The organism is Streptomyces sp. NPDC054786, assembly GCF_053611685.1.
In genome coordinates this window covers 1-25,980 of record NZ_JBSHAW010000058.1, presented here as the reverse complement: position 1 = coordinate 25,980, position 25,980 = coordinate 1, and the positions used below count along the sequence as shown (strand labels likewise).

Genomic DNA, 25,980 nt, shown 5'->3' with positions numbered 1-25,980 from the left:
CGGTTCCGTCGTCGTCCGCCGCGTTCCGCTCAGCGCGCCGTCCGGGTGTGGACGTACTCGACGAGGCGGGTCAGTGCGTCCGGGTCGGTGGTGGGCAGGACACCGTGGCCGAGGTTGAAGATGTGGCCTTCGAGGCCGGCGGCCGCGTCGAGGACCTCGCGGGCCTTGTTCTCGACGGCCTCGCGGGGCGCGAAGAGCACGGCCGGGTCGATATTGCCCTGCAGCGCCTTGCCGGCGCCGACGCGGCGGGCCGCCTCGTCCAGCGGAACCCGCCAGTCGACGCCGACGACATCCGCGCCCGCCTCGCCCAGCAGGCCGAGGAGTTCGCCGGTGCCGACGCCGAAGTGGATACGCGGGACGCCATGGCCCTCGACCGCCTGGAAGACCTTGGCGGAGGCGGGCATCACGGAGCGGCGGTAGTCGGCCGGCGAGAGCGCACCCACCCAGGAGTCGAAGAGCTGGACGGCGCTCGCCCCGGCCTCGATCTGGACCTTGAGGAAGGCGGCGGTGATGTCGGCGAGCCGGTCCAGCAGGTCGGCCCACAGCTGCGGGTCGCCGTACATGAGGGCCTTGGTGCGCTCGTGGTTACGGGACGGACCGCCCTCGACGAGGTAGCTGGCGAGCGTGAAGGGCGCGCCGGCGAAGCCGATCAGCGGCGTGCCGCCCAGCTCGCGGACGAGCATGCCGATGGCCTCGGTGACATACGAGACGTCGCCGGGCTCCAGGGCGCGCAGCTGCTCCAGGTCGGCGCGGGTACGGATCGGGTTCTCGACGACCGGGCCGACGCCGGGCTTGATGTCGAGGTCGATGCCGATGGCCTTGAGGGGGACGACGATGTCGCTGAAGTAGATGGCGGCGTCGACGTTGTGGCGGCGCACGGGCTGCAGCGTGATCTCGGTGACCAGCTCGGGCCGCATGCAGGAGTCGAGCATCGCGATGCCCTCACGGACCTTGCGGTACTCGGGCAGTGAGCGCCCGGCCTGACGCATGAACCACACCGGGGTGTGCGGCACCGGCTCACGGCGGCATGCCTTGAGGAAAGCCGAGTCGTGTGTACCGGTCTGCTGCTGGCCCGTGGGGCAATCGTTGGCGCTCACGCCCCAAATCTTCGCACGCCGGAGCACCCGTCGAATTGGCCAGGTGGCCGATATCTCCGCATGCGCCCGGGGGCGCCTCCGAATGGGCGACGCGCGCACCGGGTGTCCTCCCCGTATGCGGGCTCGGTTCCGCCTAATCTTCCGGGCATGGCTGCGGCTCACGAACACCTCGCGGACGGCGCGGACGAAGCCCCGATCCCCTTCCGTCAGGCGGTCGAAGCGCTCCGCGCGGCACGACTGCGGCCGGAGATCGAGATCGACCCGACACCCGCTCCGAAACGGCTCGCCCCCTATGCGTACGCGCTGGAGGCGGCGGTCGTCGAGCGCGGATCGGGTCCGGGCGGCGAGGACAAGGATCTGGCGGACGGCCGCCTGGTGGTGCTGCACAACCCGGCCGGGGACGACACCTGGCAGGGCACCTTCCGGGTGGTGACGCTGGCGCGGGCGGAGTTGGAGCCGGAGATGGGCGCCGATCCGCTGCTGCCGGAGGTGTCCTGGTCGTGGCTCACCGGCGCGCTGGACGCGCGCGGGGTGCGCTACGGCGCACCGAGCGGGACGGTGACCCGAGCCGGCTCGCACTACTTCGGGGGGCTCGCGGCGCGCGAGCCCGCCACGCAGATCGAGATCCGGGCGTCCTGGACTCCGGCCGAGGGCCCCGGCGGGGTGCCGGAGCTGGCGGTGCATCTGTCGGCCTGGTGCGATCTGCTGTGCCAGGTGGCGGGCCTGCCGCCGGCCACGCTCGACATGACGCCGCGCGGCGGAATCGTCCCGCTGCCGCAGCGCCGCGGCGCACAGCCCCGCTGAGCTGCGCCTTTCCTGTGCGACCCGGCCGCGGTGATCACGTTTGCGCAGAGCCGGTCCCGAAATTCACAGGCACCCGGCCGACGTCGTGATCACCGTGCCGCCCCCTCCTGCAAGGAGTACGGGGGCCCTTTACGTACGGCTTTGATCATCTCGGTGCGCATCGGATGCTCACCTCTGATCGATCACGCATCCGATTTGCCCGAATTGCCCCTAACTAAATCGTGATCAAAGTCTAAAGTCCTGCTGGATTGCTGCCGAAGAGGTCAGTGACCCTTCAAACACGGATTATTCCGGCTCCCCCAAGTCGGGTTCCGTCCCCGCCACTCCCCCCAGGAGGCCCGGTGTCTGTTCTCCTCGAGCAACCTTCGAGCCTGGTCGCCTACCGCCCGAACAAGCCGACGGCCATGGTCGTCGTGGCCGACCCTCGCGTTCGCTCCACCGTCACCCGCCACCTGTGGGCCCTCGGAGTGCGTGACGTGATCGAGGCGTCGTCCATCGCGGAGGCCCGTCCCCGCGTCGGCAACCCGCGCGACATCTGCGTTGCCGACGTCCACCTTCCCGACGGCTCCGGCCTCACGCTCCTGTCCGAGACCCGGGCAGCCGGCTGGCCCAATGGCCTCGCACTGTCCGCGGCCGACGACATCGGCGCCGTACGCAACGCCCTGGCCGGCGGCGTCAAGGGCTATGTCGTCACCGGCACCCGTACCAACCTGGGCCTTCCCGGCCGTCCGGGCACCTCGCCCATCGGCGCCAACGCGGCCCGTATGCAGCGCCGTCCTCCGGGCGCCCCCGGCCACCCCGGCGGCTACCGCGAGCTGTCCGGCCGCGAGGTCGAGGTGTTGCGGCTCGTGGCGGAGGGTCAGTCCAACAAGGCCATCGGCGTCTCGATGGGGCTGTCGGCACTGACCGTGAAGAGCCATCTGGCCCGCATCGCCCGCAAGCTCGGCACCGGCGACCGGGCCGGAATGGTGGCGGTCGCCCTGCGCACCGGCATCATTCACTGACCGTCCATCCGACCGGCTCGCCCGTCGAGGGAACGTTCCCTCGACGGGCGACGTGCATACACAGATACCCTTGACTGGTGACCGACGCCCAAAAGACCGCAGCAGACACGACACTGCGAGCAGCCGGAGACTCGCCTCCGGATTCCCGACCGGCGCCGGTCCCTCTCCTGGAGCCCCGCGAGGGCATCCCCCCGGTGACCGCCACGGACGAGGCACTCGCCGAGGTCGTGGCCACCTTCGCGGCCGGCACGGGCCCGGTGGCCGTCGACGCCGAGCGGGCGTCGGGCTACCGCTACGGCCAGCGCGCCTACCTCGTACAGCTGCGCCGCGAAGGCGCCGGCAGCGTGCTGATCGACCCGGTCGGCTGCCCCGACCTGGCGGCGCTGGGGGAGGCGATCGGCGACGCCGAGTGGGTACTGCACGCCGCCACCCAGGACCTGCCGTGCCTGCGTGACATAGGGATGCTCCCCACCCGCCTGTTCGACACCGAGCTGGCAGGAAGGCTGGCCGGCTTCGCCCGGGTCGGCCTGGGCGCCATGGTCGAGAACGTCCTCGGCTTCGCCCTGGAGAAGGGACACTCCGCCGTCGACTGGTCCACCCGCCCGCTGCCCGAGCCCTGGCTGCGCTACGCCGCGCTCGATGTCGAGCTGCTGGTGGATCTGCGCGATGCGCTGGAGGAGGAGCTGGAGCAGCAGGGAAAGCTGGAGTGGGCCCGGCAGGAGTTCGCGGCGATCGCCGCCGCTCCCCCGCCGCCGCCCCGCAAGGACCCCTGGCGCCGTACCTCCGGCATGCACAAGGTCCGCCGGCGCCGTCAGATGGCGGTCGTACGGGAGCTGTGGACGGCCCGTGACCAGGTGGCCCAGCGGCGCGATGTGTCACCCGGCAAGGTGCTGGGTGACGCCGCGATCGTGGAAGCGGCGCTGAATCTGCCGCAGAACAGCCACGCACTGGCCGCGCTGCCCGGCTTCGGCCACCGCATGGGCCGTCGGCAGCTGGAGCAGTGGCAGGCCGCCGTCGACCGCGCCCGCACGCTGGCCGAGAGCGAGCTGCCGCAGCCCGGCCAGCCGCTCAACGGCCCGCCGCCGCCCCGCGCTTGGGCCGACAAGGACCCGGACGCCGCGGCCCGGCTGTCGGCCGCCCGCGCGGCGGTCACCGCGCTCGCCGAGAACCTGAATCTCCCGCAGGAGAACTTGATCACCCCGGACACGGTGCGCCGGCTGTGCTGGGAGCCGCTGGCCGAGCCGACCCGGGAGTCGGTCGCCGAGGTGCTGACGGGTCACGGCGCCCGCCCCTGGCAGATCGAGCAGGTCGCGCCGATCCTCACCGAGGCGCTGCGGACCGACGCCGGCTGACACCGGCGGCGCGGGTTCCGCACTCCGCGCCGCCCGCCGCCGTCCCCTCGGCGCACCCGTGCCGCGGCAACCGACCGCCGGGGGGGCGGGGGGGTGTTGCCGGCCCCCCCGGGGGGGGCCGGGCGGGGCCCGCGCCGGGGTGGCCCGGGGGGGGGGGGCGGGGCGGGGCCGGATGAGGGGTCCCCGGGGGCGGGGGTCCCGCCCCCCGCGCCCCCCGCGGCCGCCCCGGCGCCGCCCCGGGCCCGCGCCCCCCCCCCGCGGGGGGGGGGGGTGGTTTTCCCCCCCCCCACGGCGCGGCACGGGCAGGGCACGGAGCGGTGCTGCCCGGGGGTGGACGGCCGGGACGGCCCGTAAGACGGGCTCCAGGGCGCGTCTTGTGGATCAGCCCTGACTGACGTGCATCCAAAGGATCTTGCGGTTGGTCGCGTCGATCTCGTACAGCGTCTGTTGCCAGTTGTCGGTGGTCACGACGCCCACGGTCCAGGCCACCGTGTCGCCCGCGTGGTCGGCGTTGCCCAGTCCGATGGTGGTGACGGTGCCCTTCGTCTTGTCGGTGGCCGTCTGCGCGGCCTGCTGGGCCGTGACCTTGGCCTTGGACAGCCGGGCGGCCAGCTCCTGTTTGTCGTTGGGGTCGTCCGACTCGGTGCGCGGCTGCTCCGCCTTTCCGGAGACCGCGTCGACGCGGACGGAATGCACCGTCCCGTCGGACGTGGCGACCGCGGTGTTCCAGTAGGGGCTGTCGGGTGAGCCCTTGAGCTCCGCGGCGATCGCCTCGGAGGAGGGCACGGCCGCGACCGCCGCCTTCAGCGCCTGCTCATAGCCCACCTTGGCCTTGGGGATCAGGGCCTTTCGCTGGGCCTGGTCAGCGCTGAGCGAGCTGCTCGGGGAGGCGGGGGCGGAGGCGGGCACCGCCCGCGGGGGGCTCTTCTTCTGGGCGCCGGCCGTGTCGCTGTTCCCGCAGCCCGACAACAGCGCACCCGCGGCGGCGACGGCGCAGACCAGACCGATCGCGCGCGGCCCCGCCGGACGCCCGCACCGGGTCACGACACCACTCCTGTTCGTATCCATATGGGCACTTTATGTGTGTGATGGGATGAATTGCGCCAAGACCCGACGGCATTCGGTCGTTTTCGATCCGCTGTTTCCTTCGCTTGCCGGGCAGTCGCCCGGGGAGCGACCCCTCCGCCCGGTGTGACGTTCACCGCTCCGGGCGGTGGGGGTGTGCAGCTTGGTTACCCGTAAGTAGCATGTCGGTGTGAAGCGTCCCCCGGGGCGCCCCGCAGCAGTGCCATCCCGCACCTGGAGGAGAGCCAACGTGCCTCGTACCGCTAGGGACGTCGTCTTCGTCGACGGCGTCCGCACCCCGTTCGGCAAGGCGGGCCCGAAGGGCATCTACCACGAGACCCGCGCCGACGATCTCGTCGTGAAGGCCATCCGGGAGCTGCTGCGCCGCAACCCGGCCCTGGACCCCGCGAAGATCGACGAGGTCGCCATCGCCGCCACCACCCAGATCGGTGACCAGGGTCTGACCCTCGGCCGGACCGCCGGCATCCTCGCCGGCCTCCCGCAGTCCGTGCCGGGTTACTCCATCGACCGCATGTGCGCCGGTGCGCTGACCGCCGTGACCGCCACCGCCGGCTCCATCGCCTTCGGTGCGTACGACGCCGTCATCGCCGGCGGTGTCGAGCACATGGGGCGCCACCCCATGGGCGAGGCCGTCGACCCCAACCCGCGGTTCGTGAGCGAGAAGCTCGTCGACGAGTCCGCCCTGTTCATGGGCATGACCGCGGAGAACCTGCACGACCGCTACCCGCACATCACCAAGCAGCGCGCCGACGAGTACGCCGTGCGCTCGCAGGAGAAGGCGGCGAAGGCGTACGCGAACGGCAAGATCCAGCAGGACCTGGTGCCGATCTCGGTGCGCAACACCAACGCGGAGGTCGGCGAGACCGGCTGGGGCCTGGTGACCGCCGACGAGCCGATGCGCCCGGGGACGACCCTGGAGAGCCTCGCCGGCCTGAAGACGCCGTTCCGTACGCACGGCCGCGTCACCGCCGGCAACGCCGCGGGGCTCAACGACGGCGCCACCGCCTCGCTCATCGCCTCCGAGGACTTCGCCCGGGAGCACGACCTCCCGGTCAAGATGCGCCTGGTCTCCTACGCCTTCGCGGGCGTCGAGCCCGAGGTCATGGGTTACGGCCCGATCCCGGCCACCGAGAAGGCCCTCGCCAAGGCGGGCCTCGGCATCGGTGACATCGACCTGTTCGAGGTCAACGAGGCGTTCGCCGTGCAGGTGCTCGCCTTCCTCGACCACTACGGCATCGCCGACGACGACGCGCGCGTCAACCAGTACGGCGGCGCCATCGCCTTCGGCCACCCGCTGGCCTCCTCCGGCGTCCGGCTGATGACCCAGCTGGCCCGGCAGTTCGAGGAGCAGCCGCAGGTCCGCTACGGCCTGACCACCATGTGCGTCGGCTTCGGCATGGGCGCGACGGTCATCTGGGAGAACCCGCACTTCGAGTCCGACGGAGGCAGCAAGTGAGCACCACCACCACCGCCGAGCTTCTGAAGGGTGCGGCCGAGCTGTTCCCGGACGAGGTCGTCACCCAGGCGCACGTCCGCCACCTCGATCTGCCGTACGGCGCGGGCAAGTTCGCGCTGATCACGCTGGACAACGGCTTCGACCACACCAAGCCGACCACCTTCGGCCCCGGCTCGCTCGCGAATCTCAACGCCGCGATCGACCAGGTCGAGAAGGAGGCCGCGGACGGCGGCATCGTCGGCGTCGGTATCACCGGCAAGCCGTTCATCTTCGCCGTCGGCGCCGACCTCAAGGGCGTCGAGCTGCTCAAGCAGCACGAGGACGCGCTGGCCATCGGCAAGGGCGGCCACGAGGTCTTCAAGCGGCTCTCGGAGCTCGCCGTACCGACCTTCGCGTACTACAACGGTGCCGCGATGGGCGGTGGCGTCGAGGTCGGTCTGCACTGCTCCTACCGCACCGTCTCCAAGGCGCTCCCGGCCTTCTCGCTGCCCGAGGTCTTCCTCGGTCTCGTCCCGGGCTGGGGCGGCTGTGCGCTGCTGCCGAACCTCATCGGCGCGGACAAGGCCGTCTCGGTCATCATCGAGAACTCGCTCAACCAGAACAAGCAGCTCAAGGGCAAGCAGGTCTTCGACCTCGGCATCGCGGACGCGATCTTCGAGGGCGCGGACTTCCTGGAGCAGTCGCTGATCTGGACCGCGAACGTCCTCAAGGGCGACGTCACCGTCGAGCGCGCCGAGATCGACCGCGGTGAGGCCTGGGACCAGGCCGTCGCCAAGGGCAAGTTCATCGCCGACGGCAAGGTGCACGGCGCCGCCCCGGCCGCCTACCGGGCGCTGGACATCATCGCCGCGGCCAAGAGCGGCGACCTGCAGGCCGGTTTCGACGCCGAGGACCAGGCCCTCGCCGACCTGATCATGGGCGGCGAGCTCCGCGCCGGCATCTACTCGTTCAACCTGGTGCAGAAGCGTGCCAAGCGGCCCGCCGGTGCGCCGGACAAGAACCTGGCGCGTCCGGTCAGCAAGGTCGGCGTCGTCGGCGCCGGTCTGATGGCCTCGCAGCTGGCTCTGCTGTTCCTGCGCCGTCTGGAGGTGCCGGTCGTGCTGACCGACATCGACCAGGAGCGCGTCGACAAGGGTGTGGGCTACGTCCAGGCCGAGATCGACAAGCTGCTCGGCAAGGGCCGGATCAACCAGGACAAGGCCAACCGCCTCAAGGCCCTGGTTTCCGGTGTCCTCGACAAGGCCGAGGGCTTCTCCGACGCCGACTTCATCATCGAGGCCGTCTTCGAGGAGATCGGCGTCAAGCAGCAGGTGTTCGCGGAGGTGGAGGCCGTGGCTCCGGCGCACGCGATCCTCGCCACCAACACCTCCTCGCTGTCCGTCTCCGAGATGGCGTCGAAGCTCAAGCACCCCGAGCGGGTCGTCGGCTTCCACTTCTTCAACCCGGTCGCGATCCTGCCGCTGCTGGAGATCGTCCGCGGCGAGAAGACCGACGACGCCTCGCTGGCCACGGCCTTCGGTGTCGCCAAGAAGCTGAAGAAGACCGCGGTGCTGGTGAAGGACGCCCCGGCGTTCGTCGTCAACCGCATCCTGACCCGCTTCATGGGCGAGATCCAGAACGTCATCGACGAGGGCACCCCGGTCGAGACCGCCGAGAAGGCCATCGAGCCGCTCGGTCTGCCGATGTCGCCGCTGGTGCTGCTGGAGCTGGTAGGCCCGGCGATCGGTCTGCACGTCTCCGAGACGCTCAACCGCTCCTTCCCGGAGCGCTTCACGGTCTCCCCCAACCTCAAGGCCGTCGTCGAGGCCGGGAAGCGCGGCTTCTACGTCTACCCCGCCGAGAATCCAGCCAAGCCGGAGCTGGACCCCGAGGTCGCCGCGCTCCTCAAGCAGGGCGACTCGGTGCTGACGGAGGAGCAGGTCCGCGACCGCGTCCTGGACGCGGTGGCGCAGGAGATCGGCCTGATGCTGGACGAGGGTGTGGTCGCCGAGGCGCAGGACATCGACCTGTGCCTGATCACCGGCGCCGGCTGGCCCTTCCACCTGGGCGGCATCACGCCGTACCTGGACCGTGCGGGTGTCTCCGAGCGGGTGACCGGCAAGAAGTTCCTGGCTCCGGGCACCGCGAGCGTGCCCGTGTAAGGGTGCACCACTGATAGGGGAGGCGCGGGCCGGCTCGGCGGAGCCGGCTCGCGCCTTCGTGTGCCGGGAGCCGTCCCGTCCGTGGGACAGTGGCGGCATGGACTCCATGGTCATTGTCGATGCCGCCAATGTCGTCGGCTCGGTGCCCGACGGCTGGTGGCGGGACCGGCACGGTGCGGCGGAGCGGCTGCGCGACGCCCTTTCCGAGTACACCGACAAGGGGCTGCCGGGGCTGGTCGAGCCGCCCGTGGAGCTGGTCCTGGTGGTGGAGGGCGCGGCGCGCGGGGTCGAGCCCATCGAGGGCGTACGGGTGGTGTCGGCGAGCGGCAGCGGCGACGACCGGATCGTGCAGCTGGTGGCCGAGGAGTGCGGCGACCGGGACTGCCTGGTGGTCACCGCGGACCGCGAGCTGCGCGAACGGGTCCAGGCACTGGGGGCCCGGGTGACGGGGCCGCGGGCGGTGCGGGGCCGGGGACGCGGCGAGGCATAGCCCCCGGGTCCGCGGCGACAAGGACAAGCCCCGTACACCGCGGCGAGGCGGCATACGGGGCTGTCGGCCCGGACCGGGGCGGACGTGCGGCCGGGCGTCAGCCCTTGCCGGACTGCCGGTTGCGGATGCCGAGGCGGCTGTGCGACCGCCCGTACAGGAAGTAGACGCCGAACCCGACGACCATCCAGAACGCGAACCGGACCCAGGTCTCCGCGGGCAGATTGAGCATCAGCCACAGCGAGGCGAGCACCGACAGCATCGGCAGCACCGGCACCCACGGGGTACGGAAGGAGCGGTGCAGATCGGGCCGGGAGCGGCGGAGCAGGACGACGCCGACGGCGACCACGACGAACGCGAACAGGGTGCCGATGTTGACCAGTTCGGCGAGTTCGTCGATCGAGGTGAAGCCGGAGACGACGGCGACGACGACGCCCAGCAGGATGGTGGCCCGGTAGGGGGTACCGAAGCGGGGGTGGGCCAGGGAGAAGACCCGCGGCAGCAGCCCGTCCCGGCTCATCGCGAAGAACACCCGGCTCTGGCCGAGCAGCAGGATCATGCTGACCGAGGTCAGGCCCACGGCGGCGCCGAAGCTGATCACGTCGGCGAAGAAGGGGTGCCCGAGGTCCTTGAAGGCATCGGCGAGCGGGGCGTCGGTGGAGAGCTTGCTGTACTTCTCCATGCCGGTGACGACGACCGACACGGCCACGTAGAGGACCGTGCAGATGGCCAGCGAGCCGAGGATGCCGCGGGGCACGTCGCGCTGCGGGTGGCGGGTCTCCTCCGCGGCGGTGGCCACGATGTCGAAGCCGATGAAGGCGAAGAAGACCACGGCCGCCCCGGCGAAGATGCCCATCACCCCGAAGTTGGACGGGGCGAATCCGAACAGCAGCTGCGACAGCGGCTCGCCCAGTCCGACGCCGGTCTCGCTGGGCTTGCTGGGCGGGATGAACGGCGTGTAGTTGGCGCCGCTGATGAGGAAGGCTCCGGCGATGATGACCAGCAGGACGACGGTGACCTTGATCCCGACGACCACCGCCGTCACCCGCGAGGACAGCTTCATTCCGAGCACCAGGATGCCGGTCAGCACCAGCACGAGAATCGTGGCGAGCAGATCGAAGCCGAAGCGCCCCTCATGGGTGCCGGAGAGCCCCCGCGGCAGATGCAGTCCGACGCTGTCCAGCAGGGAGCGCACATAGCCGGACCAGCCGACGGCGACCACCGCACAGCCCAGGGCGAGTTCCAGGATCAGGTCCCAGCCGATGATCCAGGCCGGCAGCTCGCCGAGTGAGGCGTAGGAGAAGGTGTAGGCCGAGCCGGCGACCGGCACGGTGGAGGCGAACTCCGCGTAACACAGCGCAGCCAGCGCACAGACCACGCCCGCGACGACAAAAGACAGTGCCACGGAGGGTCCGGCCTGCTCCTTGGCGATTTTTCCGGTCAGGACGAAAATGCCGGTGCCGATGACGACACCGACACCGAAGACGGTCAGATCGAGCGCCGACAGGGACTTTTTGAGCGTGTGCTCCGGCTCCTCGGTGTCCAGGATCGACTGCTCTACAGTCTTCGTCCGGAACATGCCGCGATTGCGGCGCGAATCATGTGGTGTGCCGTGCTGTGTGCTCATGGGCGAACCTCCGCCTGGACGACCCTCGCAACTCTCCTGAACTGACCGAGTCTCCGCAATGACGGGAAGCAGTCAGCTTCGGCGGGCCCCCGGACGGCCGGGATTCACCCGATGGAGTGTTACTGAGACCATGCCGATGGGCCGGGCGGAACATCCGTACGGATGACCGGCCGGCCCATCGCTGGCGGCTGCGGAATCAGTCGCGGGCGGCCTCGGCCCGCTCGGCCATGCCGTTGGCCCCCGCGGACCCGGCGTCGTCGATGGAGGTCTCCCCGCTCGCACGCAGCTGAGACTGGGGGAGGCCGTCAATCTTGGAGACCAGACCGGTCACCTGGCGGGCGATGTCCGGCGCGGTGAGCCCGATCTCCGCCATGACCTCCTTGCGGGAGGCGTGGTCGAGGAACCGCTCGGGGATGCCGAAGTCGCGCAGCGGGACGTCCACACCGGCGTCCCGCATGGCCTGGGCGACGGCCGAACCGACGCCGCCGGAGCGGACGTTGTCCTCGACGGTGACCACGACCCGGTGCCGGGCGGCGAGTCCCGGCAGCGCCTCGTCGACCGGCTTGACCCAGCGCGGGTCGACGACGGTGGTGGAGATGCCCTGCTTGTCGAGGAGGTCGGCGATCTCCAGGCACATCGGGGCGAGCGCGCCCACGGAGACCAGCAGGACATCCGGGCGCTTGACCGCCTCGGCGGGCTTGCGCAGCACGTCCATGCCGCCCACCCGGCCGATGGCCTCGACGGCCGGGCCGACCGCGCCCTTGGAGTAACGCACCACGGTGGGCGCGTCATCGACCTCGACGGCCTCGCGCAGCTGGGCGCGTACCTGGTCGGCGTCGCGCGGCGCGGCGATCCGCAGACCGGGGACGACCTGCAGGATCGACATGTCCCACATGCCGTTGTGCGAGGCGCCGTCGGTGCCGGTGACACCGGCCCGGTCCAGCACGAAGGTGACGCCGCACTTGTGCAGCGCCACATCCATCAGCACCTGGTCGAAGGCCCGGTTGAGGAAGGTGGCGTAGACCGCGAAGACCGGGTGCAGGCCGCCGGTGGCCATGCCCGCCGCGGAGACCGCGCCGTGCTGCTCGGCGATGCCGACGTCGTAGACGCGGTCGGGGAAGGCCTTGGCGAACTTCTCCAGTCCGACGGGCTGGAGCATGGCCGCCGTGATGGCGACGATGTCCCCCCGCTCCTTGCCGAGCTCGACCATCTCGTCGCCGAAGACGGACGTCCAGTCCTTGCCGCCCGAAGAGATGGGCAGGCCGGTGTCGGGGTGGATCTTGCCGACGGCGTGGAAGCGGTCCGCCTCGTCCTGGAGGGCGGGCTGGTAGCCGCGGCCCTTCTCGGTGAGGCAGTGGACGATGACCGGACCGCCGAAGCGCTTGGCGCGCGTCAGGGCCGATTCCAGCGCCTCGATGTCATGACCGTCGATCGGGCCGACGTACTTGAGCCCCAGGTCCTCGAACATGCCCTGCGGGGCGATGAAGTCCTTCAGGCCCTTCTTGGCGCCGTGCAGGGTCTCGTAGAGCGGCCTGCCGACGACCGGCGTCCGCTCCAGCAGGTCCTTGCCGCGGGCCAGGAAACGCTCGTAGCCGTCCGTGGTGCGCAGCGTCGCCAGGTGATTGGCGAGGCCGCCGATGGTCGGCGCGTAGGAGCGCTCGTTGTCGTTGACGACGATGACGAGCGGGCGGTCCTTGGCGGCGGCGATGTTGTTGAGCGCCTCCCAGGCCATGCCACCGGTCAGCGCGCCGTCACCGATGACCGCGGCGACCCGGTTGTCCGATCCGCGCACCTCGTTGGCCTTGGCGATGCCCTCGGCCCAGCCCAGGACCGTGGAGGCGTGGCTGTTCTCGATGACGTCGTGCTCGGACTCGGCGCGGGAGGGGTAGCCGGACAGGCCGCCCTTCGCCTTGAGCTTGGTGAAGTCCTGACGGCCGGTGAGCAGCTTGTGGACGTAGGACTGGTGCCCGGTGTCGAAGAGGACCTTGTCCTTCGGGGAGTCGAAGACACGGTGCAGGGCGATGGTCAGCTCGACCACGCCGAGGTTCGGCCCGAGGTGGCCACCGGTCTTGGACACCGCGTCGACAAGGAAGGTACGGATCTCCCCCGCCAGCTGCTCGAGCTGCTCCGGGCCCAGTCGGTCCAGATCGCGCGGTCCCCTGATACGGGAAAGCAACGCCACCCCTGCCTCCTTGCTGCTTGCTGCCGTGGATCGAGCTTGCCGATCAGATGAGTCTAATGTCGCGTCCGCCGCGCCGACGCCCGGGCCTTGCGATGTATGTCACTCGGGTGAAACGGACTTCGGCGCGCCGCATGGGGTGCGGCGCCGCACGCGGAACGGCCCCCACCGGATCATGCCCGGTGGGGGCCGGTGCCGCCGTGCGACAGGCGCGGTCAGGTGCGTCCGGCTGTCTTCTGCGTCCGACGGGAGACCGAGTCGATCACCACGGCGGCGAGCAGCACCGCACCGGTGATCATGTACTGGATCTCACTCGCCATGCCCAGCAGGTTCAGGCCCTGCTGGATCGACTGGATGACCAGCATGCCCAGCAGCGCGGACCAGATCTTGCCACGGCCGCCGAAGAGGCTGGTGCCGCCGATGACGGCCGCCGCGATGACGTTCATCAGGGTGTTTCCGGAGCCCAGGTTCTTGGTGGCACCACCGGAGAGGCTGGCGATGAACAGTCCGCCGAAGGCCGCGAGCATGCCGGAGATGGCGAAGACGCTGATCCGGATCTTGTTCACATTGATGCCGGCCCGGCGTGCCGCCTCGGCGTTGCCGCCGACCGCGAAGATCTGCCGTCCGTAGGGGGTGCGGCGCACCACGAAGTCGGCGATGACCAGGACCGCGAGGAACAGCACCAGGGCCAGCGGCAGACCACGGGCGCCGGCCGGCTCGTTCAGGACATAGGCGACGACAAAGGCGATCACCGCGACCACGCCCGTGCGCAGCAGGATCTCGCTGAGCGGCCGGGAGGGCAGCGCCGCGGCCTTACGGCGCTTGCTGTCCAGCAGCAGCGATCCGGCGTAGGCGAGGACCGCGATCAGCGCGAGACCGTAGGCCGCGCCCTTGTCCTCGAAGTAGTAACCGGTGAGGTTCTCCACCACGCTGCCGCTCGGCGTGTTGATGGAGCCTTCCTTGCCCATCATCCAGATCTGCAGCCCGCTCCAGCCGAGGAAACCGGCCAGGGTGACGACGAAGGCCGGCACACCGATCTTGGCGAAAAAGAACCCGTGCAGGGCGCCGATGACCACACCGGCCACGACGGCGATCAGGACGGCGAGCCAGTCGTTGACACCGTGGGTGACGCTCAGCACGGCCCATACGGCCGCGCCGACGCCCGCCACCGAGCCGACGGACAGATCGATCTCGCCGAGCAGCAGCACGAAGACGATGCCGACGGCCATGATGCCGAGGCCGGAGGTGTAGACACCGATGTTCGCGAGGCTGTCGGCGGACAGGAAGCTGCTGTTCTTGAGCTGGAAGACGACCGCAATGACGACCAGGCCGATGACGACCGGCAGGGAGCCCAGCTCACCACCGCGCACCCGGCGCTTGAAGTCGTTGAGGTAGCCGGCGAAGCCCTGCTCGCGGACGAGCAGGCGGGGGTCGATGGCGGCCGGCTGGGGGGTGTCGACGGCCGGGGCGGCCGCGGTCGCCTCGTCCTCACCCGCGGCAGGCTGCTTGGTGAGATCACTCATGCGCCGACCTCCTTCTTCACCTGGTCCGTACGCGCCTTACGGCGGGTCACGGCGTTGTCCGAGGCGCCGGTGATGGCGGCGATGATCTCTTCGTGGGAGGTGCCCTCGACATCGAAGACCCCGTTGTTGCGCCCCAGCCGAAGCACCGCGACCCGGTCAGCGACGGCCTGCACATCGGCCATGTTGTGGCTGATGAGGATGACGCCGAGCTCGCGCTCGCGCAGCCGCTCGACGAGGTCGAGGACCTGGGCGGTCTGCTCGACACCGAGGGCGGCGGTGGGCTCGTCGAGGATGACGACCTTCGGGTCGCCGATCAGCGCGCGGGCGATCGCGACGACCTGCCGCTGACCGCCGGAGAGCGCGGCGACGGGGATGCGGACGCTCGGGATGCGGATGGACAGGGTGTCCAGCAGTTCCTTGGCGCGCTTCTCCATCGCGATCTCGTCGAGGACACCCGCGGTGCGGATCTCGTTGCCGAGGTAGAGGTTGGCGACGACATCGAGGTTGTCGCAGAGCGCGAGGTCCTGGTAGACGGTGGCGACGCCGAGTTCCTGGGCGTCGTGCGGCTTGTTGATGCGTACCGCCTTGCCCTCCCATTCGATGGCGCCGTCGTCGACCGGGTGGACGCCCGAGATGGTCTTGACGAGGGTGGACTTGCCGGCGCCGTTGTCGCCGACAAGGGCGACCACCTCACCGGGGTGGATCTCCAGGGTGACGTCCGTGAGTGCTTGGACGGCGCCGAACCGCTTGGAGACTCCGCGCAACGCCAGCACAGGCGTAGCGGACACGTGAATCATCTCCTTCGCCGCCGTCACAACGGCGGGGATGGTGGTGCGTGGAGCGGGGGGGGCTTGCGAGGAACGGTCCGGCGTCCGCGCCCGGGACGGGATGTGGCCGGGCGGGGTACGGACCGGGTCGGGGGCCGCGGGCGGTGCCGCGCGGCCCCGCCTGACCGGGGGCCCGGGGCCCGAGGGCCCCGGGGTGGAGAGGTGTGCCGGTGGCCGTGGCCGGGGAGCCGTGGCCGACGGGCCGGGGCCTACTTGATGCCGGCCGCCTCGCAGGCCTTCTTGACGTCGCCGGTGCAGATCTGGCTCGCCTTGTAGACCTTGTCCTTGATGATCGTGGAGGCGATGTTGTCCTTGGTCACGATCTGCGCGTCGTACAGCTTGGCCGGGATGCCCTTGACCTCGCCGCTGAGGCTGTCGACCTTGGTGTCCGTCAGGGAGCCGATCTTGCCGCCCTTGAGCAGCTTGACCGCGATCTCGGCGGTGGAGTCCGCCTGCGGCTTGATCTGCTTGTAGATCGTGAAGGCCTGCTCGCCCTTGAGGATCCGCTGCAGACCCGCGAGCTCGGCGTCCTGGCCGCCGACCGGGACCTTGACGCCCTTCTGCTTGAGGGCGGTGATGATGCCGCCGGCCATGCCGTCGTTGCCGGAGTAGACGCCCTGGAAGCCGTCCTTGCCGAGCGAGTCGAGGGCCGCACCCATCTTCTTGTTGGCCTCGTCGGGCGACCAGTCGGGGATGTCCTGCTCGTACGCGACCTTCTTGACCTGCTTGTCGAGGACGCTGTGGGCGCCCTTCTTGAAGAACGGCATGTTCGGGTCGGTCGGCGAGCCGTTGATCATGACGACATTGCTGTCCTTGGCCTTGCCGCCGAGCGCCTTGACCAGGGCCTGGCCCTGCAGGCGGCCGATCTTCTCGTTGTCGTAGGACACGTAGGCGGAGAGCTTGCCCTCGGCCAGCCGGTCGTAGGCGACGACCTTGACGCCCTTCTTGGCGGCCTGGTTCACCCAGGACTTGGTCGCCTTGTAGTCGACGGAGTCCAGAATGATCACCTTGACGCCCTGGGTGATCAGCGCGTCGAACTGCTTCTTCTGGTTCTCGGTCTCCTGCGCCGCGTTGTTGTACTTGACCGTGCAGTCGCTGCACAGTTTGTGGATCTTCGCCTCGATCAGCGGGCGGTCGAAGGTCTCGTAACGCGTGGTCTTGTTCTCCGGCAGGAGCAGACCGATGGTCTTGTTGTCGCCACCGCCACCCTTGGCGTTGTCGCCGGCCTTACCGCACGCGGCCACGGAGAGCGCCATCGAGACGGCGGCAGTGCCTATGACGACGCGACGCGTCCAAACGTTCATTGGGGTTGCCTCCCTGACGAGGCCGCGTCGTTGCGGCCGAGGTGGCTGGAAGTCAACTCGGCCGCCAGCCGACCGTCAAGGAGTAAATCCTTAACGAGATGACAACGGTGCCATGCGTTAGCTGTGTGAACTCAGCGCTTTCACGCTAGGGCCGGCGCGCCCGCGGGCTGCGCGCCGTCGAGCAGGGTCGAATCGCCCATCTCGCTCAGCACCAGCGCCAGCGCGCCCAGTACCTCCGCACGGCCCCCGAGCGTGCCGGGGACGATCCCCAACTGCCGTGCGGCACTGGGGATCGCGTACCGCGACACCGATTCACGGATCGGCGCCAGGACCAGCTCACCGGCCTCGGCGAGATCACCGCCGAGCACCACCCTGCTGGGATTGAGCAGATTGCACAGGTTCGCCACACCACTCCCGACATGACGGCCTACGTCCGCAATCACCCGCCGGCAGCCCGGGTCGCCCTCGCGGGCCAGCTGCACCACCCGCGCCATGGTCAGATCGGGGCCGTGGCTCGGCTGCAGCAGCGGGAGGACGTAGCGGGCCGCGGTGAAGGTCTCCAGGCAGCCGCGGTTGCCGCAGCGGCACACCGGGCCGGACTCGTCCAGCGTGATGTGCCCGATCTCGCCCGCCGTGCCGCCCGGCCCCCGGTAGATCTGCCCGCTGATCACCAGGCCGGCGCCGACACCGCTGGCGACCTTGATGTACGCCAGATCGGTGGCCCCCCGGCCGCCGCCCCACACCAGCTCGCCCAGCGCGCCGAGGTTGGCGTCGTTGTCGACGTAGACGGGCACGCCGAGACGCCCGGACAGCTCCTGGCTGGGGTTGGTCCCCGACCAGCCCGGCAGGATCGCCGTCGAGCCCAGCGTCCCGGACTCGACGTCGATGGGTCCCGGTACGCCCAGGCCGACGCCGATGACCTTGCCCGCGTCGAGCCCGGTGGCCGTGATCAGCCGGTTGACCAGCTCTTCCGCCCGGTCGAAGCCCTCGGCCGCGGACGCGTCCACATCGATCGGCTCGGCCTCCTCGGCGAGCACCTGGTGGGCGAGGTTGCCGACCGCCACCCGCAGATGGGAATGCCCGAAATCGACCCCTACGACGATGCCCGCATCGCCGGAGAGGGAGACGCTGCGCGCCCGCCGCCCGCCCGCCGAGGTCGGGGTCACCTCAACGGTCCCGCCGTCCTTCAACTCACGAACGATGTTGGAAACGGTGGCCGCGGACAGCCCCGTGCTCCGAGCGATCTCCGCCTGCGTGAGTGAGCCCGCCATACGCACAGCACGTACGACCCGCTCCAGATTGGCCCGGTGCAACGAGGACTGCGACCCCGGAGTCTCCATCGAGTCATCCACTCCCGTCTGGGGCCGGGGGTACCTCCCAGTGGTGACTGGGGGAGGTACATCGACCACCCGCCGGCCGAACCCACACCCTTGTGGGACGGCCCTCGATTCAACATGTGAACTCTAAGCAGAACTCCAGCCGGGAAGTCCCGTCAAGGCGTTGAGCCCACACATGATCAGGGGCGGCCCCTCAGGGAAGCCCGCGGGGGCGGCTCCGCCGCGGCGGAGCCGCCCCGGAGCGCGCACCCGGCGGTGCGCAAAGCCGGCGCAAATCCATCGCCACCCGTCGGCGGCGTACCGCTCCCCGGCCCACTCCCCTACTTCAGTGCGCCGGCGGTCAGACCGGCCACCACCTGCCGCTGGAAGATGATGTAGGCGGCGAGCACCGGCAGCATCGCGATCGTCAGCCCCGCGAACAGACCGGACCAGTCCCCCTTGTAGCCCTGGCTCACCGCCAGCGCCACCAGTCCCTGGGTCAGCATCTTCTTGTCCGGGTCCCCGACGTTGAGCACCGTCGGCAGCAGGTACTGATTCCACTGCCCGAGGAAGTTGAAGATCCCGACGCTGATCAGGCCGGGCTTGGCCATCGGCAGCATCACCTGGAAGAAGGTGCGGGTGTGCGAGGCGCCGTCGATGAGCGCCGCCTCGGCCACCGAGGTGGGCAGCGTCCTGAAGAATCCGCTGAGGAAGAAGACCGTGAACGGCAGTGAGTAGGCGATATAGACCAGGATCAGACCCTGGTAGGTGTCCAGCAGCGCCATGTTCTTCATGACGAAGAACAGCGGGACCAGCGCCAGGATGACCGGGAAGCCCATCCCGCCCACGAACAGGAAGTACACGAAGCGGTTGCCCGGGAAGTCGAAACGGGCCAGCACATACGCCGCCATCGCCCCCAGCAGCATCGTGCCGATCAGCGAACCGCCCACGACGATCAGCGAGTTGAGGAAGTACTGGCCCATGTTCGCCTTGTCCCAGGCGCGTGACCAGTTGTCGAAGTGCAGGACCGAGGGCAGCCCCCAGGGCGAGCCGAAGATCTCGGTGTCGTCCTTGAAGGAGCTCACCACCGCCCACAGCAGCGGCATGGTGACCAAGAGGCCCCAGATCACCAGGACTCCGTGCGAGAAGACGTTGAGGACCTTGCCCTCTCTCCTTCCGCCACCGGAGCGGGCGCCGCCCTTCCCGCCCTGACCACCGCGCGGCCCGGGCAGTCGCGAGGTACCCGGCTGCGGTTCCTGCTCCTTCGTCACACCGGGGAGGTCCGCGGGATCCGTCTGCGCACTCATCAGAACTCCAGTCGCTCGCGTCGTCCCAGCCGCATCACGATGGCCGAGAAGATGAGGGTCACGATCAGCAGGGAAACGCCGATGGCCGTCGCATATCCGGCCTGACCGTCGCGGAAGGTCTTCTGGTACACGTACAGCGGAAGGACCTCGGTCGAATAGTCGGGACCGCCCGGACCGACACTCATGATCTGCACGAACGCGAAGGCCGAAACATCCAGGGCGAGGATGCCCATATAGATCCAGCCGGTCTGGACGGTGTCCCACAGCAGCGGCAGGGTGATCCGGAAGAACGTGTTGAAGCGGTTCGCGCCGTCCAGCAGCGCGGCCTCGTAGAAGTCCTTCGGAATGGAGCTCATACCGGCGGAGAAGAGCACCACATAGAAGCCGACATTGGCCCATACCATCGCGGCCATGACGCACCACAGCGCGATCTGCGGATCGCCCAGCCAGTCCGGCTGCACGTGGTCGAGCCCGATCGCCTGGAAGAAGGCGTTGAGCGCACCGCTCTCCGGGTTGTAGGCGAACTGGAACAGCAGCGCGACGATCGGGACCGACAGCACCTGCGGGAAGAAGTAGAGGATTTTGTAGGTGCCCGAGCCCCGCACACCGCCGATGACCGCCTTCTTCCGGCGGCGGCCACCGACGTTGAGCATAAAGGCGAAGAAGAGCCCGAGCGAGAGCGTCACCACCGGCAGGAGCAGCAACAACGTCACGCTGTTGCCCACGGCGGACCAGAAGACATCGTCGGTGAAGAGGCGCGCATAGTTGTCGAAGCCGACCATCTTCATGTCCGGACTCAGTCCGGTCCAGTCCGTGAAGGAGTAGTAGATGGCCTGCACGAACGGCGAGATCACGAAGATCGCGTAAATCGCCAGCGGGAGGACCAAGAACCCCGCGATGAAACGGTACTTACCGTGTTTCATGACTACCGATCCCGTTCTCTCCCTGCGTTTGCCGCCGCCGGTGACGCGCCCTCAGCTCCCCCTGGGCGGTGCCCCACACGCTTGTCGGTCAGCGCTTGTACTTCTTGACGCTGGAGTCGTCGCGGGTGTCATCCGCGTACTTCTGGATCTTCTTGATGGCCTCGTCGGGCGTCATCCGGCCGGCCATCATCTCGCCGAGCGCACCGACACCGATCCGCTCCTTCTCGAGCGCCACATACCAGTCCTGCAACCGCGGATTGACGATGTTCTGGCCGGCCTTCTGCAGTGCGGCCTGCGCCGATGCCAGACCGGGCGGGAGCGTCAGCCCCTCGGTGCCGCCATTGAGGGAGGTGAGCGAGGAGACCTGCTTGATGAAGTTCTGCGAGGACTTCTTGCTGAGCATGATGCGCAGCAGCTCCATACCGCCCTCGGCGTTGCGGGCCTTCCGCGGAACGATGTACGGCTCGCCGCCGGAGGCCCAGAGGGTGCCGTACGGCATCTTGTCGGAGGTGGACAGGCTGGACGGGGCGCCGACCGCGAGATCGAAGTGCGGGTTCTTCGCGATCTGTTTGGCCGACTCGTTCTCCACCCAGGAACCGTTGGGGATGAACAGCGCCTTCCCCTCGGCCCACGCCTTCTGCGACTGCAGGTGGTCCAGGCCGGGCGAGCCCTTGAGAACATAGCCCTTCTTGTAGAGCTCGTAGTAGGCGTCGAAGGCCGCCTTGACCGCCGGGTCCTTCCAGGCGTTCGGCTCCAGGTTGTCGATCTTCCGCAGGACCTCTTCACCGCCGATCTTGGCGATGAACGGGTAGAGGCTGAAGGGGAAGTAGTACGGGTATTTGCCCGGGTAGGTCCAGCCCGCGACACCCTTCTTCTTGGCCTTCGCGCACAGGGCCAGCATGTCGTCCCAGGTCTCCGGGTATTCCGCGTCCAGCTTCTGCAGATTGCCCTTGGAGTACCAGACGCCGTAGACCGTGTACGCGTAGTAGAGGATCCAGGTTTCCTTGCCGCCGAACTGGCCCATTTCGACGACACCGGGGCGCAGCGTGTCGCGCACCTTCTTGTTCGGATCGTCGAAGGAGGGGGCGTCGAGGAGGGCCGTGAGGTCGGTCAGCTGGTCCTTGGCCACCAGGGTGCCGAAATCCATCTGTTCCGCACCCGAGTTGTCCACGAGGTCCGGGGGGTTTCCGCCGTTGAAGCGCGGCTGCAGCGTCGACTGGATCTTCTGGGTCGACGAGAGTTTGACCTTGCCATCGGCCTTCGGGAAGGACTTGACGTACTCGCCCTGTGCGTCCTTGGCGTACTTGTCGCCGAATCCGCCGTCGAAGATGACCACATCGAGGCCGGCCGACTCATTGACCGCGAGCGGATTCTTGGCCGACTTCTTGCCTTTTTCGACCTTGTTATCTTCCTCGCCACCGCCGCCGGCGCACGCCGACAGCACTCCCATGGACGGTACGGCGATGATCCCCAGGGCCGCGGCTCGCTTGACCAGATCGCGACGGTTGAATTCAGAGGTGGATCCCATGCTCAAGTCCTCGCCTTCTTCAGGACTCAGGCGGTGTACCGGAGCCACCCCGGCACCGCGGGTCAGATGAAGCTGAGTTGTACGGGATGTGCACCGGGCGCGCTAGAGAAATGCGGGGCAGTCATCCGTTCCCGCCTTCCCCCCGGATCCACGGCCGTGGTCGTACGGCCGGTCGGACGCCGACAGGTATAGTCCACTTCCGGCCGCAGGGGCAAGATCGAATGCAGGGTTGGACGGCAGTCTTTCCCTAGTTGAGACCTCCCCGGCATGCACGGGATTCGCCCGGACATCACTCTGCCGGACCGCCCGGCGACCGAGCGGCCCACCGATCTCAGCAACACCCTTGACACCAAAGTCCCCACGCACCTTACTTATCTCTGTTTATCTTGGCGTCATGTAACTGACAACGATGTCAATCTCGTTGAGAGGGCTCGCGTGCGGCTCAGATACCGGCACCGTCCACTGCGGGGGATCGCCCGCCCCGCCGCCCTCGCGGCGGCCGCTCTACTCGTCATCACCGTGCACGGCCCGGCTCAGGCCGCGCCGCCCCGAAAGCCCCAGGGGGCAACGGAGTTCCGCTCCTCCTTCGAACCCGGCGAACCGCAGCCGGACTGGACCGACAGCGTCGACACCGGCCCCGACGGAAAACCCAGGGCCTCCGGCGTCAGCCCGCAGACCGCCCCCGCGGCACCCGGCATGAATACCGGGACCGACACCGGCCCCGGCGACTCCCCCACCGCCAAGACGCACGCCGGCTTCAGCGGCACCCATGCGCTGCGCTACTCCGGCACCCACACCGCCGACGGCCGTGGCTACGCGTACAACAAGATCTTTGACGTCGATCTCCCCGTCACCGCGGCCACTTCGCTCTCGTACAAGCTCTTCCCCGAGATGGCGAAGAGCGACCCGGCCTACCCGGCGACCCACACCGCCGTGGATCTGGCCTTCACCGACGGCACCTACCTCAGCGATCTGGCCGCCGTCGACCAGCACGGCGCGCCGCTGACGCCGCAGGGCCAGGCGGCCTCCAAGACGCTCTACGTCAACCAGTGGAACAACCGGGAGTCGCGGATCGGCGCGGTCGCCGCCGGCAAGACCGTCGACCGGATCCTGGTCGGCTACGACGCGCCCGAGGCGCCGCGGACCGCACCGGCCTTCCGCGGCTGGGTCGATGACCTCACCCTCGGCCCCAAGGCCGCGGAGAAGCCGCTCGCGCACCTCTCCGACTACGCCGTCACCACCCGCGGCACGCTCTCCAGCGGCAGCTTCTCGCGCGGCAACACCTTCCCCGCCACGGCCGTCCCCAACGGGTTCAACTTCTGGACCCCGGTCACCAACGCGGGCTCCGCGGACTGGCTCTACGAGTACGCGCGGAAGAACAACGCCGACAACCTCCCCACCCTCCAGGCCTTCAGCGCCAGCCATGAGCCGAGCCCGTGGATGGGAGACCGGCAGACGTTCCAGGTCATGCCGTCCGCCGTGGCCGGCACCCCGGATGCCTCGCGCACCGGCCGTGCGCTGCCGTTCCACCACTCCAACGAGACCGCGAAGCCGCACTACTACGGCGTGACCTTCGACAACGGTCTCAAGACGGAGATCACCCCGACCGACCACGCCGCGCTGATGCGCTTCACCTTCCCCGGCGACCAGGCGAGCCTGATCTTCGACAACGTCAACAACAAGGGCGGGCTGAGCCTGGACACCGAGCGCGGGATCGTCACCGGCTTCTCGGACGTCAGGAGCGGCCTGTCCGTCGGCGCCACCCGGCTCTTCGTCTACGGCGTCTTCGACGCCCCGGTCACCGGCGGCGGCAAGCTCGACGGCGGGGGGTGCGGCGTCAGCCGTTCCGGTGGAGCCGGTGCCTGCACCGGCGGCAAGGACGTCACCGGCTACCTCCGCTTCAACCCCGGGGCGGACCGCACCGTGACCATGCGGATCGCCACCTCGCTGATCAGCGTGGACCAGGCGAAGGCGAATCTGACCCGGGAGATCCCGGCCGACGCGACCTTCGCCGGCGTCCAGGACCGGGCGCAGTCGCAGTGGGACGACCTCCTGGGCCGGATCGAGGTCCAGGGCGCGAGCCGCGACCAGCTCACCACCCTCTACTCCAACCTCTACCGGCTGTACCTCTACCCCAACTCCGGCTTCGAGACGGTCGGTTCACGCAGCCGCTACGCCAGCCCATTCTCGCCGCAGACCGGGCAGGACACCCCGACCCATACCGGCTCGAAGATCGTCGACGGTGAGGTGTACGTCAACAACGGCTTCTGGGACACCTACCGGACCACCTGGCCCGCCTACTCCCTGCTCACCCCGAAACGGGCCGGGAAAATGGTCGACGGCTTCGTCCAGCAGTTCAAGGACGGCGGCTGGATCTCCCGCTGGTCCTCGCCCGGCTATGCGGACCTGATGACCGGTACGAGTTCCGATGTGGCCTTCGCCGACGCCTACGCCAAGGGGGTGAAATTCGACGCCGAGGCGGCCTACACCGCGGCCGTCAAGAATGCCACCGTCGCCCCGCCGGACCCCGGCGTCGGCCGTAAGGGCATGAACACCGCGCCCTTCCTGGGCTACACGAGCACCGACACCCGCGAGGGCATGTCCTGGGCGCTGGAGGGCTATCTCAACGACTTCGGCATCGCCCGTATGGGCAAGGCGCTGTACGAGAAGACCAAGAAACCCCGCTACAAGGAAGAATCCGCCTATTTCCTGGGCCGCGCCCAGAACTACGTCAAGCTCTTCGACGACAAGGTCGGCTTCTTCCAGGGCAAGGACGCCCAGGGCAACTGGCGGCTGCCGCCGGGCACGTTCGACCCCCGGGTCTGGGGCAACGACTACACCGAGACCAACGCCTGGACCTTCGCCTTCACCGCGCCGCAGGACACCCGGGGCCTGGCCAACCTCTACGGCGGCCGCTCCGGCCTGGCCAAGAAGCTGGATGCCTACTTCTCCACTCCGGAGACCGCGTCCAAGGAATTCGCCGGCTCCTACGGCGATGTGATCCACGAAATGACCGAGGCCCGCGACACCCGTATGGGCATGTACGGGCACAGCAATCAGCCCTCGCACCACATCGGCTACCTGTACGACGCGGCCGGGCAGCCCTGGAAGACCCAGGAAAAGGTCCGCGAGGCGATGTCCCGGCTCTACCTCGGCAGTGAGATCGGCCAGGGATATCCGGGCGACGAGGACAACGGCGAGATGTCCGCGTGGTACGTCTTCAGCTCACTCGGCTTCTATCCGCTGGTGATGGGCCAGGGCGAATACGCGGTGGGCTCCCCTCTCTTCACCAAGGCCACGGTCCATCTGGAAAACGGCCGCGATCTCACGATCAAGGCCCCGCGCAACAACGCGCGCAATGTCTATGTCCAAGGCCTCCGGGTGAACGGCAAGCCCTGGAAATCCACCGCCCTGCCACACCGGCTCCTCGCCCGCGGCGGCACCCTGGACTTCACCATGGGCGACCGGCCGTCCGCCTGGGGCACCGGAGCGCAGGCCGCCCCCACGTCGATCACCCAGGACGACAAGATCCCCTCCCCGCCCCGGGATGTGACCGGTCCCGACGGCGGTCCGCTCTTCGACAACACCTCCGACAGCGCGGCCGAACTGACCGGCGCCCCGGTGGACCTCACCCGGCCCACCCGGGTCACGTCGTACACGCTCACCTCGTCGGACCGCACCACGGCGCCGGCCGGCTGGACGCTGGAGGGCTCCCAGGACGGAAAGCGGTGGACGCCACTGGACCACCGCAAGGGCGAGTCCTTCACCTGGGACCGCCAGACCCGTGTCTTCGCCATGAGCCGGCCCGGCAGCTATCGGCACTACCGGCTGGTGCCCGACGGCAAGGGCACGCTCGCCGAGATCGAGCTACTCGGGACGCCCTGAACCCCGTTGACCGGTGAAGTCTCCGTGGAACTACCGAAAGCGGACGGGCCGCACTCCCCCTCGGCCGAGGGGGAGTGCGGCCCCTCCGGTACCGCCGGGCCCGTCTCTTTTAAACAAAACCGAGCCCACCAGAC

At 69.2% G+C, this 25,980-nt stretch carries 18 protein-coding genes; 7 read left to right on the top strand and 11 right to left on the bottom strand.

The features are described 5' to 3' along the window. Positions 1-29: 29 nt before the first annotated feature. Positions 30-1,097: a uroporphyrinogen decarboxylase gene (hemE, locus tag ACWGI6_RS34480; RefSeq protein ID WP_453271149.1), complete on the bottom strand. Its 1,068-nt coding sequence runs from the start codon at positions 1,095-1,097 to the stop codon at positions 30-32. Between the two features lie 147 nt (positions 1,098-1,244). Here hemE and ACWGI6_RS34475 point away from each other — a divergent pair, with 147 nt between their 5' ends. The 3 genes from ACWGI6_RS34475 to ACWGI6_RS34465 all read left to right on the top strand — a co-directional run bounded on the left by ACWGI6_RS34475 (position 1,245) and on the right by ACWGI6_RS34465 (position 4,257). Next, the gene (locus ACWGI6_RS34475) at positions 1,245-1,901 is read left to right on the top strand and encodes a DUF3000 domain-containing protein (RefSeq protein WP_453271148.1); all 657 of its coding nucleotides are present in this window, start codon (positions 1,245-1,247) and stop codon (positions 1,899-1,901) included. 341 nt (positions 1,902-2,242) lie between these two features. Then, positions 2,243-2,905, top strand: coding sequence for a response regulator transcription factor (locus ACWGI6_RS34470; RefSeq protein ID WP_018536954.1), 663 nt, complete (start codon positions 2,243-2,245; stop codon positions 2,903-2,905). Between the two features lie 77 nt (positions 2,906-2,982). Continuing rightward, the gene (locus ACWGI6_RS34465) at positions 2,983-4,257 is read left to right on the top strand and encodes an HRDC domain-containing protein (protein ID WP_453271147.1); all 1,275 of its coding nucleotides are present in this window, start codon (positions 2,983-2,985) and stop codon (positions 4,255-4,257) included. A gap of 381 nt (positions 4,258-4,638) precedes the next feature. Here the strand turns inward: ACWGI6_RS34465 and ACWGI6_RS34460 are convergent, their stop codons facing one another. After that, positions 4,639-5,325, bottom strand: a complete 687-nt coding sequence (locus ACWGI6_RS34460) for a PepSY domain-containing protein (protein WP_453271146.1) — start codon at positions 5,323-5,325, stop codon at positions 4,639-4,641. 247 nt (positions 5,326-5,572) lie between these two features. Here ACWGI6_RS34460 and ACWGI6_RS34455 point away from each other — a divergent pair, with 247 nt between their 5' ends. The 3 genes from ACWGI6_RS34455 to ACWGI6_RS34445 all read left to right on the top strand — a co-directional run bounded on the left by ACWGI6_RS34455 (position 5,573) and on the right by ACWGI6_RS34445 (position 9,430). Then, positions 5,573-6,799 carry a thiolase family protein gene (locus ACWGI6_RS34455; RefSeq protein WP_393903695.1) on the top strand — a complete coding sequence of 409 codons (1,227 nt, stop codon included), beginning with the start codon at positions 5,573-5,575 and terminating at the stop codon, positions 6,797-6,799. Further along, positions 6,796-8,940: a 3-hydroxyacyl-CoA dehydrogenase NAD-binding domain-containing protein gene (locus ACWGI6_RS34450; protein WP_453271145.1), complete on the top strand. Its 2,145-nt coding sequence runs from the start codon at positions 6,796-6,798 to the stop codon at positions 8,938-8,940. The genes ACWGI6_RS34455 and ACWGI6_RS34450 overlap by 4 nt, the downstream gene beginning before the upstream one ends. Positions 8,941-9,037: 97 nt before the next feature. Beyond that, entirely contained in the window at positions 9,038-9,430 is a 393-nt protein-coding gene (locus ACWGI6_RS34445; RefSeq protein ID WP_453271144.1) for an NTP pyrophosphohydrolase, read from the top strand. Positions 9,431-9,527: 97 nt separating this feature from the next. On the opposite strand, the gene ACWGI6_RS34440 is transcribed toward ACWGI6_RS34445, so the two are convergent. The 9 genes from ACWGI6_RS34440 to ngcE all read right to left on the bottom strand — a co-directional run bounded on the left by ACWGI6_RS34440 (position 9,528) and on the right by ngcE (position 21,961). Further along, a complete protein-coding gene (locus ACWGI6_RS34440) occupies positions 9,528-11,054 on the bottom strand; it encodes an amino acid permease (RefSeq protein WP_453271143.1) in 1,527 nt (508 codons plus the stop codon). A gap of 196 nt (positions 11,055-11,250) precedes the next feature. Then, positions 11,251-13,236: a 1-deoxy-D-xylulose-5-phosphate synthase gene (gene dxs, locus ACWGI6_RS34435; protein WP_453271142.1), complete on the bottom strand. Its 1,986-nt coding sequence runs from the start codon at positions 13,234-13,236 to the stop codon at positions 11,251-11,253. Positions 13,237-13,448: 212 nt separating this feature from the next. Further along, entirely contained in the window at positions 13,449-14,756 is a 1,308-nt protein-coding gene (locus tag ACWGI6_RS34430) for a sugar ABC transporter permease (RefSeq protein ID WP_393903690.1), read from the bottom strand. Next, positions 14,753-15,553, bottom strand: a complete 801-nt coding sequence (locus ACWGI6_RS34425) for an ATP-binding cassette domain-containing protein (RefSeq protein ID WP_453271141.1) — start codon at positions 15,551-15,553, stop codon at positions 14,753-14,755. The genes ACWGI6_RS34430 and ACWGI6_RS34425 overlap by 4 nt, the downstream gene beginning before the upstream one ends. Before the next feature lie 239 nt (positions 15,554-15,792). After that, positions 15,793-16,887, bottom strand: a complete 1,095-nt coding sequence (locus ACWGI6_RS34420; protein WP_393903688.1) for a sugar ABC transporter substrate-binding protein — start codon at positions 16,885-16,887, stop codon at positions 15,793-15,795. Positions 16,888-17,027: 140 nt separating this feature from the next. After that, on the bottom strand, positions 17,028-18,227 hold the full coding sequence (locus ACWGI6_RS34415; protein ID WP_453271140.1) for an ROK family transcriptional regulator: 1,200 nt from the start codon (positions 18,225-18,227) through the stop codon (positions 17,028-17,030). A 317-nt stretch (positions 18,228-18,544) separates the two neighbouring features. Beyond that, positions 18,545-19,510 carry a carbohydrate ABC transporter permease gene (locus tag ACWGI6_RS34410; RefSeq protein ID WP_453271139.1) on the bottom strand — a complete coding sequence of 322 codons (966 nt, stop codon included), beginning with the start codon at positions 19,508-19,510 and terminating at the stop codon, positions 18,545-18,547. After that, the gene (locus ACWGI6_RS34405; protein WP_453271138.1) at positions 19,510-20,433 is read right to left on the bottom strand and encodes a carbohydrate ABC transporter permease; all 924 of its coding nucleotides are present in this window, start codon (positions 20,431-20,433) and stop codon (positions 19,510-19,512) included. Before ACWGI6_RS34405 ends, ACWGI6_RS34410 begins: the two co-directional genes overlap by 1 nt. 88 nt (positions 20,434-20,521) lie before the next feature. Next, positions 20,522-21,961 carry an N-acetylglucosamine/diacetylchitobiose ABC transporter substrate-binding protein gene (ngcE, locus tag ACWGI6_RS34400; RefSeq protein ID WP_453271137.1) on the bottom strand — a complete coding sequence of 480 codons (1,440 nt, stop codon included), beginning with the start codon at positions 21,959-21,961 and terminating at the stop codon, positions 20,522-20,524. Between the two features lie 435 nt (positions 21,962-22,396). Between ngcE and ACWGI6_RS34395 the strand changes: the two genes are divergently transcribed. Then, positions 22,397-25,846 (top strand): GH92 family glycosyl hydrolase, encoded by a 3,450-nt coding sequence (locus ACWGI6_RS34395; protein WP_453271136.1) that lies wholly within the window; start codon positions 22,397-22,399, stop codon positions 25,844-25,846. Positions 25,847-25,980 lie beyond the last annotated feature (134 nt).